A 12,630-nucleotide genomic window follows, 5' to 3' on the forward strand; every position below is an offset into this window, starting at 1 on the left:
TTAGGGGAAGCGCCTTTCACATGAAGTAAGGCACATCATTTGCGGTCTATAAGCTGTATGTAGCTTGCAGAAAGTGCTGTGTGTACAGGCCGGGGCTGGGAGCTATTCAGCAGGATCGTCTTCGCTGCGCTGGATCGCAACATAAATGTCAGCCTCTACGTGCGGGTCCGAGCCACTTCCATCGTAAAGCTCAAAATCTCCTGTGTATGTCCGACGGATTCCGTGCTGTGCAGCTGCTTCGGTCCAAGCCCAGATGTGCTGCCAGGTATCGAAAACGACTTGTGCGAGGGGCCCATTCGCAGTACGAAACACAGCATAGTCAGCTGACGGCAATGATGTAGAGACTAGTCCCTCCGGTAGTATTGGTACGTCTGCTGGAGCCATGCTAGTGCCGAGCAGTAAGGTATAAGCACCGTTTACCCCGTCCTCATAGTCCGTGTAACAGCCGTAGATCGGTTGACCTGGAATATATCCCGGGATCTGTCCCGGAATGTTCTCCTGCGTGAATTGACCCCATAAGCGAGGAATGAGCCCCTCATGGCCCGCATTGTCTGTCTCTGCGCTGTTGGAGGTGCGTGCTGCGATTCCTCCCAAGACAAAGCTCTCAAGCTTCACGAACCATGGTGCACGCGGCGAAGGCATGATACCAAAGGTTGGTAGTGTGTCAACAATTATACCGAGTGCTGGGGAAGACCCCTTGGGGCCGGACCATCTCTTAAGTGTAGGCAAAAATTCAAGCAGCATCGCATGGGCGTTCTCAGCGGTCCATCCCTCCTCCACCAAGTAGGGTAAAGAACCTTCAATCATGCTGTGAAGCGTAGCGTTTGGCTCGGTGAAGCTACCGTCTGTATAGCAGTATTTGCAGTAGTCTATGGAGGTGCTGCCATTCAGCTCGCTTCCTCTCAGGTCTTGGTCGTCTATCGGCATACCGCAGCTTTGACAATGGATATTCATATGTAATTCCTCCTGTATTCATTATTCATGAATAGTGTAGAGGTTGAAATATGACAGCTTTCTGTCAGGTTACTGGTGGAAGGCTATACTTTTTTTGCATGTCCAGCACCATCTCATGAACTCGCTGCCGAATGGCAGGAGGCTCCAGTACCTCAGCGACTGCTCCGATACTTAGTATGAAGCTGTAAAGCCAGTCATTTTCGGGCATGGATACGTACACCCGGGTGTAGCCAGCAGCGTCCTGTTGTTGTTGCTCCAGAGGGAACCATTCCTCGGCGAGATGTACTCCGTTAGGATGGAAGCGGAGAACGATGTCCACCTGCTGCTCTGGCTTGCCCCAATCCTGCTGCCAAGGCAGCTCCTCCACAGCGAGCGGTCGACGGATGAAGGTGTCTGGTCCCTGCCGAACGTCCTTCATACGTGACAGCTTGAACAAACGGAATTCGCAGCGAAGGTGGCAGTAGCCATATACGTACCATTGGTTTTTCTTTAGTACAAGGGTGTGAGGCTCCAAGGTTCGCATAGTGGACTGTCCGTCAGCATTCCTGTAGCTAAAATGGAGCATGTGGCTGTCGGCAATGGTTGCTCGGATTTGTCCCAGCATTTCAGGTAGTTCCCGGTGTCCACCCCAGTCCGATAAATCTACGACCAGTTGCTCGGTCTGAATGCGAAATTGCTCGGTTTTGGAGGGAGGGATGATCTGGGTGATTTTGTCTAGCAGCAGCATTTGCTCTTGATCTGGCATGGATGTACTGAGGCCACGAATAGCTGTCGTGATCGCAGCTAGATCCTGATCGGTGAGCAGGGTATGATCCAGACGGTAACCCTCTACTAGTCCGATCCCGCCGTTCATGCCCTGATAAGTCACGACAGGCACTCCGGCCTGACTTAGCGTATCGATGTCCCTGTAAATAGTACGCAAGGAGACTTCAAAGCGATCTGCCAGCTGCCGGGCGGGCATTCTCCGGTGCTTCAGTAATAGCATGACAATGGCCAGCAGCCGATCAATTTTCATAGTATGGATGACCTCCTGAGTGTCATTTGTGTATTTTATAGATTATTCAAGTATTGAAGTGTTGAAGTATCCCTGGCCGGTGGCTCTTGTGACATTGAGCTAAGCTTGTTCTATACAGTATAAATCATTGACAAAGAAAAGCAGCAGTTCATCCCAACATCGGAATGAGCTGCTGCTGTCTTTGTATCAGTATCAGGGGCTATCCATAATTCTGATTATAGATTTAGTTGTTCTTGATCATCTGGCGCAGTACCGTCTGCAGGATACCACCGTTACGATAGTAATCGATGTCTACCGTGCTGTCCAGACGAGCAATGACAGGGAATTCGAATTTGGTGCCATCCTCGCGCTTCGCTACCACGGTGAGTGCCTGACCAGGCTTCACTTCGTTGTCGATGCCCAGGATGTCGAACGTCTCTGTACCATTGATGCCAAGGCTGGACCAGCCATAGCCTTCTTGGAATTGGAGTGGCAGTACACCCATACCTACGAGGTTACTGCGGTGAATCCGCTCGAAGCTCTCCGCGATGACTGCTTTGACGCCCAGCAGGAAGGTACCCTTCGCTGCCCAGTCACGGGAGCTGCCTGTACCGTATTCTTTACCTGCAATAACGACCAGATTCTGTCCGCCGTCCTGATACTTCATAGAAGCATCGTAGATGGACATGACTTCATCCGTAGGGAGATACTTGGTTACGCCGCCTTCGGTTCCTGGAGCAACGTTGTTGCGGATCCGGATATTCGCGAACGTACCACGCATCATCACTTCATGGTTACCACGACGGGAGCCGTAGGAGTTGAAGTCCTTGCGCTCGACGCCATTATCAGTCAGGTATTTGCCACCTGGGCTGTTCACGGCGATATTACCTGCTGGAGAGATATGGTCAGTCGTTACAGAATCGCCGAGCAGGGCGAGTACGCGTGCATTACGAATCTCTGCAATGTCCTGAACTCCATCCTGCAGACCTTCGAAGAATGGCGGATTCTGAATGTAAGTGGACTTCTCATCCCACTCATACAGCTCGCCTTCCGGTACATCGATTGCATTCCACTTCTCGTTGGCAGTGAACACATTTTCGTACTTGCTGCGGAACATTTCCGGACTAAGGGACAAACTGATCGCTTCTTTGATCTCCTCGGAAGTCGGCCAGATATCCTTCAGATAGACAGGCTGCTGTTCCTGATCATAGCCGATCGGATCATTCTGCAGATCGACATTGACATTGCCAGCCAAGGCGTAAGCCACGACGAGCGGAGGTGAAGCGAGATAATTCGCTTTGACCTGGGCGTGAACGCGACCTTCGAAGTTCCGGTTACCGGACAATACGGCAGCTACAGTCATGTCATTATCAGCAATTGCCTGACTCACTTCATCTGGCAATGGACCGGAGTTACCGATACAAGTCGCGCAGCCATAGCCAGCTACGTGGAAGCCAAGTGCTTCAAGCGGCTCGATGAGTCCTGCTTTTTGCAGGTACTCGGTTACGACCAGGGAGCCTGGAGTCAAGCTGCTCTTCACATAGCCTGGCTTCACCAGACCGCGTGCTACAGCCTTCTTCGCAAGCAGACCTGCACCCAGCATAACGCTTGGGTTGGAGGTATTGGTGCAGCTAGTGATCGCGGCGATAACTACCGCACCAGTAGCCAGTTCGCTCTTGGAGCCATCTGGATGAGCTACAGCAACCTTTTGTGCAATCTTCTCATCGCTCAGGCCGTATCCGCCCTTGTCTACAGGGGTACGGATAATGCTTTCGAAGTTCTCTTTCATATGTGCAAGCTCAATGCGGTCTTGTGGACGCTTCGGTCCAGCAAGGCTCGGCACTACCGACGCGAGATCCAGCTCAATGGTATCCGTGAATACTGGATCAGTAGTGTCAGCTGTACGGAACATGCCTTGTGCTTTGTAATATTGTTCTACCAGCGCTACCTGCTCTTCGGTGCGGCCTGTGCTGCGCAGATAAGCGAGCGTCTCGGCATCTACCGGGAAGAAGCCAATCGTAGCACCATACTCTGGAGCCATGTTCGCTACGGTTGCGCGGTCAGCAAGACTGATATTAGCGAGACCTGGGCCGTAGTATTCAACGAATTTACCTACTACACCCTTCTTGCGAAGCATCTCAGTAACGGTCAGCGCAAGGTCTGTTGCTGTTGCACCCTCGGAGAGGCTACCTGTAAGCTTGAAGCCAATAACGTCAGGAGTTACGAAATATAGCGGCTGGCCCAGCATACCTGCTTCAGCCTCGATTCCACCTACGCCCCAGCCTACGACACCAAGACCATTAATCATGGTGGTGTGAGAATCTGTCCCTACCAGAGAGTCAGGGAATACAACAGTCTCGCCATCGATTGTCTTCGTGGCTGCGACAGAAGCCAGATACTCCAGGTTCACCTGATGCACGATACCGGTTGAAGGGGGCACAGCACGGAAATTGTTGAATGCTGTCTGCGCCCAACGCAGGAAGCGATAGCGCTCCTCATTTCGTTCAAATTCTACATTAATATTGTAATCCAGCGCGTCCTTGCTGCCGAAGGCATCAACCATGACGGAGTGGTCAATAACGAGATCGACCGGTACGAGTGGATTGATCTGCTTCGGATCACCGCCAGCTTTCTTCACGGTGTCACGCATAGCCGCAAGATCGACTACGACAGGTACGCCTGTGAAGTCCTGTAATACGATACGTGCAGGAATGAAGGGAATTTCTTTGTTCGCATCACGATCAGCTGCCCAATTCGTCAATTGCTTGACATGATCCTGGGTAATCGCACGTCCGTCGAACTGACGAAGCGCCGCTTCCAGCAATACCTTGATTGAGAATGGGAGCTGAGCTACGCCCGCTTCTCCTTGCTCTTCAAGTGCCTTAAGACTGTAGTAGCGGTAAGATTGTCCGTTAACCTCTAGGTTACGGGCAATAGAGAACTGGTCTTGTCCTGGCATGAATGAACCTCCTCATGAAGTTGTTTCATCAGATGAAACATAATTTCAAAAATCACCATGAGTTAAGTATACCGTTTTCATAGCTGTTCGTAAAGGCCTTTTAGCCTTGATTCGACTGCCTAAAGACACCATTAGGAGTAGCCAAATTGCTTTTGCCGAGAGCCTATGCTACGCTATATTTAGTTCCAGAACCAGCCAGTATTTTTATGAATGTGACTTTATTCAGATCAATGCGTTTATGACGCAGTATGTAGACAGATTGAGTCAATAGTATGCTTCCGAATGAGTGTCATTACTATAATTTCATCTACTATAATTTCATTTACTATAATTTCATCGAACGAGGATTGTAACTGGTGATCAGGCAAAACCTAAATCGATGGTAGAAGTGATTCCCTAGACCGGGGGAATTGTTTGTACCTTGGATTTAGGTTTTTCTTGTTTTTCGGGCATAGTTGACAAGTAGTTACGCAACACATTTTGCCGGGAATCCTGAAAAGCCCATATTAATGTAGAAAAGAGGTCGTTATCAATGAGTGCAGCAAAACAAGGATTTCCCGAAAATTTCCTGTGGGGAGGCGCTACTGCGGCTAACCAGCTGGAAGGTGGATTTGATGCTGACGGTAAAGGCTTGTCCACCGCAGACATGATCGCACTGGTGCCTAAGGACCAGCGTAGAAGCGTTCATGCTATGGAGATGACTACCGAGCGTATTCAGCAAATCCTGAACGGTGAAGTCGAGGCTCGTTTCCCTAAGCGTGACGGTATTGATTTCTATCACCGCTACAAGGAAGATATTGCGCTGTTCGCTGAAATGGGCTTCAAAGTATTCCGGATGTCCATTCACTGGGCACGTATTTTCCCTAATGGCTACGATGCGGAGCCGAACGAAGCGGGGCTGCAATTCTATGACAACGTCTTTGATGAGCTGTTGAAGCACGGGATCGAGCCACTCGTAACGCTGTCTCACTATGAGACACCGCTTGGTCTGACCTTGAAGTACAATGGCTGGGCTAGCCGTGAAGTTGTAGATCATTATGTGAGATATGCAGAGACAGTATTCAAGCGTTACAAGGACAAAGTAAAATATTGGCTTACCTTTAACGAGATCAACATCATGCTCATCAGCCCGTATACGGGTGGCGGCGTATTGACAGATCAAGTGGATAACAAGCTGCAGACGTCCTACCAGGCACTGCACCATCAATTCGTAGCAAGTGCAAAAGCAACCAAGCTGGCACATGAGATTATTCCAGGCTCCCAAGTGGGCTGTATGCTGGCTCGCATGGAGACCTATCCATTCAGCTGTAACCCTGCCGATGTACGCATGGCACAATGGGAGAATCAGGTGAACCTATTCTTCACGGATGTACATGCACGCGGTAAATATCCGAATTACATGGAGCGTTATTTTGCTGAGAATAACATTGTAATCGAACGTGAGCCAGGCGATGATGAGCTGCTGCTGAACAATACCGTGGATTTCATTTCATTCAGCTACTACATGACGATCACTCGCTCCTCCAATCCGGATGACGAGGTTGGTGAAGGTAACCTTATTGGTGGTGTTCGCAATCCGCATCTGGAAGCATCCGACTGGGGCTGGGAGATTGACCCGATCGGTCTGCGTGTGACGCTGAACAACTTCTACGACCGTTATCAGAAGCCGCTGTTCATTGTGGAAAATGGTCTGGGTGCCTACGATCGCGTCGAAGAAGATGGCTCTATTCATGATACGTACCGTATTGATTACCTGCGCAAGCACATCGAACAGATGAAGGAAGCTATCAAGGATGGCGTTGAACTGATGGGCTATACGAGCTGGGGGCCAATTGACCTGGTGAGCATGTCGACGTCCGAAATGTCCAAGCGTTATGGCTTCATCTATGTTGATCTGGATGATGAGGGTAAGGGAACATGGAACCGTTCCAAGAAGGATTCCTTCGACTGGTACAAGCGTGTTATTGCCTCCAACGGCGAAGATTTGGCGTAAAGATAGCTATTGACAACGTTACCAATCCTGGGCTAAGGTGAATTTACAACGATAGGATTGTAACCGCACAGACGGGCAAAACCTGACATATGGCTCCTGAAGCACATCGCATGTCTGAAGAGATGCAGATGCGCATGAGGGCGACCATTTGTTGGTTTTGACCGTCTTTTTTGTGTGCTGTGTGATCCTGAGAGGGAGGCTATAAGCAATGAATTTGGTAAGAAAAAGCTTGACCGGACTGTTGGCGGCAGTCATTGGAACCGCAGGGCTAATCGTACCTGCTGCTGCGGAAGAAGCGACGTTTGTTCAACAAATTACAGGCCAGGCGTATGTCGGGGATGCTGGAACGATGGTGGAGTCCTTTGATATCAAAGTATCGGATGTTAGTCGCTATGCTGATCTACAGGCTGAGGATTTTGATATTACAGGCAATTATGACGGTTATCCTGTAAATGAGCAGGGGGAGATTGTACAGGACAATTATGAGGATGATGGTCTTGAAATCGCTGTCAGTGAGGAGGCAATCCATCTTACCTTCAAGCCATTCCGTTATCCCGGAGGCACAGTATCCGCGTTCGCTGTAACCAATGCGAAGTTCCCGGAGCTATCCTTCAATGCAGACAAGGTTGATAGGGTATCCATTCGTACTGTAGATGAGTTCGAGCCTGGAACTTTCACAGCAAGCAATGGGGAGACGCTGCCGTATCGACTGAAGCTGAGTGAATCCACAGGACCGCAACCGCTTGTTGTATGGCTGCACGGTGGTGGAGAGGTCGGCACGGATAACATCAAGCAGCTGACCGAGAATCGTGGCGCCACGACTTGGACCGAATCTGGCAAGGATACCTCTGTGCTCGCGGTTCATTATCCGAAGAATTATGATTGGGCAATCTATAGCAATGCAGAACAACTGAAGAAGATGCAGGATTACTTCGTCCTGCAATATGAGCTGATTCAGAAGCTCGTTGCTGAAGGTAAGGTAGACCCGGATCGTATCTATCTGGCGGGGGTATCCAGCGGCGGCGGTGGTGCTTTCCGTTTCATGATGCAGTATCCTGATCTGTTCGCAGGTGCCATTGTAGTGGCGGCCAAGGATGCTGTTGCAGACTATAAGGGGCCGGTGGATGCTTTCAAGCAGGAGCTGAAAGGTCTGGTGGACATGCCCCTCTGGATCGTCCATGCGGAGAATGATCCGATTACGGACAGCCGTACTAGTAAGCTTGCTTATCAGGCACTGACCGAACTGGGCTCAACGAAGGTGAAGGAAACGCTCTACACTGATGAATTTATGGACAGTCAGCGTTTCTACGGTGCCATGAAGCACTGGTCCTGGGCTCCTGTCTTCAATGATCAGAATATGATCAATTGGCTGTTCTCGCAGAAGAGAGATTCCAGTGGGACACCTTCAACAGAGACTACTTCAGAAGAAGTTGCAGAGCAACTAGCAGAGCAACCAGCAGCAAGTGGGCCAATCACGAGATCAGAGCTTGCAGGACTGCTGACGACAGAGCTGAATCTACCAGTAGCAGCTTCTGTATATGGATTATATGAGGATGTTCAGGGTACCGAACGCACTCAGGAGATAGAAGCCGTGACCCAGGCGGGCTTAATGCGTGGTATAGGTCAAGGCAAATTCGCTCCAGATGCCGCAGTGACACGCGCTCAATTGGTAGTCATTGTAGGTCAATGGCTGGAGTCCAACGGCGTGGAGACAGCAGAGTCTCCCGGCTCCATGACAGGATATTCGGATGTACCCGAGAAGCATTGGGCCTATCAGAATGCAGTGATCGTTAGCCGCTTCGGAATTATGCCTGCGAATGGCGCTGGCCAACTGAAGCCTGCACAGGTGGTGACAGTAGCAGAAGCAGCACAGGTCCTGAAGTCTTTGCAGCAGTATAAAGTGAAATAATCACTTGTATCTGGTGTAGTTACGCGTAGAGCTAATGCAGTCAAATGAATAATAAGAGACCTGTACAGCAGTCTTGATCCATCTCAAGAAGTTACTATTCTTGAGTCCAAGCTCTTGAGTTCAAGCACTCACTGTGCAGGTCTTTTTCTGTAATCATGAGATCCAAGCAGACTGGTGGCGTCAAGTTGTAGAGCGCAGAATGAGCTTGTATTCCAACTGACTCTGTTTGAGCTCAGTATGCAGCAGCATGGGGGCAAGCATGTAGAAGGCATGCTCTGCCTGGGCTCTGATCGGGTTATGTACCGTCGTCAGCTCCAGTGTGCGTGATATCTCGTTATCATCGAACCCGACAATCGCTAGATCACTTGGTACGCTCAGACCATGCCTGCGTGCTTCGCACAAAATACCTGCAGCAACATAATCATTGGAGCATAATATGGCGTCTGGCAGCTCATGACCTTCCTTCTGGCGCTCAAGCAGAGTCTGAATCAATTGTTCTCCATGATGAACAGAATATATAGAAGAAAAATAAAGTTCCTGTGCGATGGGAAGCCCATGCTCATGCATGATTTTCTCATAGCTGCGCATTCTACTTTGCGTATTGAGACTTTCAGGGCGTCCAAAGGCATGAGCGATACGGCGTCTTCCTGTAGCAAGCAGATGCTTGAGCGCCAGACAGTAGCCTATACCCTGATCCATGGCTACAGAAGGGATGACATGCTCGGGCATTCGCTGCCAGGATACGATGGGGCCGTATTTGCTGTATGTACTCAGCAGAGAAGGTGGGTTAGCACAGGTAACGATCACGAGCGCATCCGTCCGCTTACTCCTTAAATCTTCAAAAGCTTGCAGCTCTGTAGCTGGATCATCACCAGTGAAATAAATGACCGTCTGGTAATCATGCTTTTTGGCTGTCTCAATGAAACCGTTCAAGAACGGCATGATAACTTCACTGATGGTCCCGGTTACCAGTCCGATCTGTTGCGTCCGTCCCTTGGACAGGGATACGGCTGTACGATTTGGTACATAGTCCATCTCATCGATGACCTGCTGTACCCGAAGTCTGGTCTCGGCACTCACATGAGGGAAGCCGTTGATGACCCGTGAGACCGTGGCTTTGGAGACGCCCGACAGCCGCGCGATTTGTTCTAAATTAGCCATTTCCATTCTCCTTCGGAAAAGTCGCTTGACATGAAACGCGTTGCAGAACCTAGAATTGAATCAGGCCTAGAATCAAGTCTAGCAAATCCATTTGATTTTGCAAAATCCTGAGCTATGAGGTCATATAGGCTTCATATCCATCCACTTAACGAAAGGCAGGTTCATGATTATGAGCACACCATTTCCACAAGGATTTCTATGGGGCGGCGCAGTAGCTGCCAACCAACTCGAAGGAGCCTATAACGTAGACGGCAAAGGCTTGTCTGTACAAGACGTTATGCCAAATGGCATCAAGACTCCGCCAACCCCGGAGCCTACCGAGGACAACCTGAAGCTGATCGGAATTGATTTTTACAATCGCTATAAAGAAGACGTTAAGCTGTTCGCGGAGATGGGCTTCAAGGTATTCCGTACCTCCATCGCCTGGTCCCGTATCTTCCCGAAGGGGGACGAGCTGGAGCCGAACGAGAAAGGTCTTCAATTCTATGATGATCTGTTCGACGAGTGCCATAAATATGGGATCGAGCCGCTTGTAACGATCTCTCACTATGAGACTCCGCTGCATCTGTCCAGAGAGTATGATGGCTGGGTGAACCGTAAGATGGTCGGCTTCTATGAGCGCTATGTGACTACTCTGTTCAATCGTTACAAGAACAAGGTTAAATACTGGCTGACATTCAACGAGATCAACTCGATTCTGGAAGCCCCATTCATGAGCGGCGGGATCAGCACACCTAAGGAACAGCTGTCCAAGCAGGATCTGTATCAAGCAGTTCATCATGAGCTGGTAGCCAGTGCGCTTGCTGTGAAGATCGGCCATGAGATCATGCCAGAAGCCAAGATCGGCTGTATGGTACTGAGCATGCCGACCTATCCGCTGACTCCTAACCCGGATGATGTGATCGCTGTGATGGAATCCGTTCATAAGAACGACTTCTTCGCTGATATTCATGTACGTGGTCAATATCCTAAATATTTGAACCGTTATTTCAAAAAGCACAACATCAACATTCACTTCGAACCAGGTGATGAAGAAATCCTTAAGAACACAGTAGACTTCATCTCATTCAGCTACTACGTGAGTATCTGTGAGACAGGTGATCCAGAAAAGAAAATTGCTGGTGAAGGTAACCTGCTGGGCGGCGTACCGAATCCTTATCTCCAAGCAAGTGAGTGGGGCTGGCAGATCGATCCGCAAGGACTGCGCTATGTGCTGAATACGTTCTACGATCGTTACCAAAAGCCATTGTTCATTGTTGAGAATGGTCTGGGTGCAGTAGATGAGCTGATTACAGACGAGAATGGCAACAAGACGGTACATGACGATTATCGCATTCAATACCTCAACGATCACCTTGTACAGGTGGGAGAAGCGATTGAGGATGGGGTAGAGGTAATGGGCTTCACGCCTTGGGGTTGTATTGACCTCGTAAGTGCCTCCACAGCAGAGATGAAGAAGCGTTATGGCTTCATCTATGTAGACCGCAACAATGATGGTACGGGCACACTGGAAAGATACCGGAAGAAATCCTTCAACTGGTATAAGGAAGTAATTGCTACTAACGGTGCAAGTTTGAAAAAATAGAAGAGCTTCTTTTTAACAATCCACCATCCATTGTTATTTACTTAGAGTTATGCTAGAATTGGTTACGGTCAAATAACTCTGGATTGTTACTGTTCATTCAGGCAAAACCAGCAACCGGCATTTTCAATTCATGCCTGTTTTGGTTTTGCCTTTTATACTATGACGGTTCAAGGTGATGGAATGAAAATTGCGAAGGTGCTCAACAATAATGTCGTTACGGTATTAGATGCATTCCAGAACGAGCTTGTGGTTATGGGACGTGGCATCGCTTTCAAGAAGCATGCTGGCGATACTATTGAAGAAGACCAGATCGAGAAAATCTTTTCGCAGGACAACAAGGAAGTATCACAGAAGCTGATGACCTTACTGTCCGATATTCCCGCAGAATATGTGGAATGCTCGGATGAAATCGTCCGGTATGCTGAGACGGTGCTGGCCGAGAAAATGCACGACAGTATTTACATTTCCTTGACTGATCATATCCATTTTGCCATTGACCGCCATAGACAGGGACTTCCGATTCGGAATGCGCTGCTCTGGGAGATCAAGCGGATGTACCGTAAGGAATATGCCATTGGTGAGAAAGCGCTACAAATTATCGAAGAGACGCTTGGTGTCTCCTTGCCAGAAGATGAGTGCGCTTTTATTGCAATGCATTTGGTCAACGCCCGGATGAATGGTGAAATGCGCGAGACGGTCAGCATGACCAACATCGTGAAGGACATATTGAATATTGTCAGACGCAGTTTTCTGGTGGAGCTGGATGAAGACTCTCTTAGTTATTATCGCTTCCTGACGCATCTGAAGTTTTTTGCTCAGCGCGTGCTGCAGGGCACAGCAGTTGAGCAGCGGGACAAGGATAACATGCTCCATGATCTGGTAAGTCGTCAATATCCGGAAGCTTTTGCTTGTGCGGAGAAGATCGGCAGCTATACTCGTAAGATCTACGGACGAGATCTGTCCAAGGAAGAGATTCTGTACCTCACGATCCATATTGAGCGGATTGTAGGGGGAGAAGCCAATTGAATAAGCAACACGGGATTGTTACTAATGTAGGCAAAACCTAGGCTTTGAA

General features: G+C 49.3%; 8 protein-coding genes. 4 read left to right on the forward strand and 4 right to left on the reverse strand.

From position 1 onward, the window contains the following. Window positions 1–102 precede the first annotated feature (102 nt). From MKX74_RS03145 to acnA, 3 genes are all read right to left on the reverse strand, one after another. A complete protein-coding gene (locus MKX74_RS03145; RefSeq protein WP_341177484.1) occupies window positions 103–954 on the reverse strand; it encodes a zinc ribbon domain-containing protein in 852 nt (283 codons plus the stop codon). Between the two features lie 64 nt (window positions 955–1,018). After that, entirely contained in the window at window positions 1,019–1,969 is a 951-nt protein-coding gene (locus MKX74_RS03150) for a helix-turn-helix transcriptional regulator (RefSeq protein WP_018887374.1), read from the reverse strand. Window positions 1,970–2,192: 223 nt separating this feature from the next. Next, window positions 2,193–4,907: an aconitate hydratase AcnA gene (gene acnA, locus MKX74_RS03155; protein WP_341177485.1), complete on the reverse strand. Its 2,715-nt coding sequence runs from the start codon at window positions 4,905–4,907 to the stop codon at window positions 2,193–2,195. A 532-nt stretch (window positions 4,908–5,439) separates the two neighbouring features. On the opposite strand from acnA, the gene MKX74_RS03160 reads away from it, so the two are divergent. Beyond that, a complete protein-coding gene (locus MKX74_RS03160; RefSeq protein ID WP_025679252.1) occupies window positions 5,440–6,900 on the forward strand; it encodes a glycoside hydrolase family 1 protein in 1,461 nt (486 codons plus the stop codon). Window positions 6,901–7,108: 208 nt separating this feature from the next. After that, window positions 7,109–8,809 (forward strand): S-layer homology domain-containing protein, encoded by a 1,701-nt coding sequence (locus MKX74_RS03165; protein WP_341177486.1) that lies wholly within the window; start codon window positions 7,109–7,111, stop codon window positions 8,807–8,809. A 180-nt stretch (window positions 8,810–8,989) separates the two neighbouring features. Here MKX74_RS03165 and MKX74_RS03170 read toward each other — a convergent pair whose 3' ends face one another. Beyond that, window positions 8,990–9,970 (reverse strand): LacI family DNA-binding transcriptional regulator, encoded by a 981-nt coding sequence (locus MKX74_RS03170; RefSeq protein ID WP_341177487.1) that lies wholly within the window; start codon window positions 9,968–9,970, stop codon window positions 8,990–8,992. 163 nt (window positions 9,971–10,133) lie between these two features. On the opposite strand from MKX74_RS03170, the gene MKX74_RS03175 reads away from it, so the two are divergent. Further along, window positions 10,134–11,555, forward strand: coding sequence for a glycoside hydrolase family 1 protein (locus tag MKX74_RS03175; RefSeq protein ID WP_208115228.1), 1,422 nt, complete (start codon window positions 10,134–10,136; stop codon window positions 11,553–11,555). A 180-nt stretch (window positions 11,556–11,735) separates the two neighbouring features. Continuing rightward, entirely contained in the window at window positions 11,736–12,581 is an 846-nt protein-coding gene (gene licT, locus MKX74_RS03180; RefSeq protein ID WP_018887368.1) for a BglG family transcription antiterminator LicT, read from the forward strand. Window positions 12,582–12,630: the final 49 nt, after the last annotated feature.

Source organism: Paenibacillus sp. FSL K6-1230 (assembly GCF_038002385.1).
Taxonomy (GTDB): domain Bacteria; phylum Bacillota; class Bacilli; order Paenibacillales; family Paenibacillaceae; genus Paenibacillus; species Paenibacillus massiliensis.

Bases quoted from the DNA above. Each gene is read 5' to 3' on its own strand.
- MKX74_RS03145 (WP_341177484.1), bottom strand. From the start codon at position 954: ATGAATATCCATTGTCAAAGCTGCGGTATGCCGATAGACGACCAAGAC.
- MKX74_RS03150 (WP_018887374.1), bottom strand. From the start codon at position 1,969: ATGAAAATTGATCGGCTGCTGGCCATTGTCATGCTATTACTGAAGCAC.
- acnA (WP_341177485.1), bottom strand. From the start codon at position 4,907: ATGCCAGGACAAGACCAGTTCTCTATTGCCCGTAACCTAGAGGTTAAC.
- MKX74_RS03160 (WP_025679252.1), top strand. From the start codon at position 5,440: ATGAGTGCAGCAAAACAAGGATTTCCCGAAAATTTCCTGTGGGGAGGC.
- MKX74_RS03165 (WP_341177486.1), top strand. From the start codon at position 7,109: ATGAATTTGGTAAGAAAAAGCTTGACCGGACTGTTGGCGGCAGTCATT.
- MKX74_RS03170 (WP_341177487.1), bottom strand. From the start codon at position 9,970: ATGGCTAATTTAGAACAAATCGCGCGGCTGTCGGGCGTCTCCAAAGCC.
- MKX74_RS03175 (WP_208115228.1), top strand. From the start codon at position 10,134: ATGATTATGAGCACACCATTTCCACAAGGATTTCTATGGGGCGGCGCA.
- licT (WP_018887368.1), top strand. From the start codon at position 11,736: ATGAAAATTGCGAAGGTGCTCAACAATAATGTCGTTACGGTATTAGAT.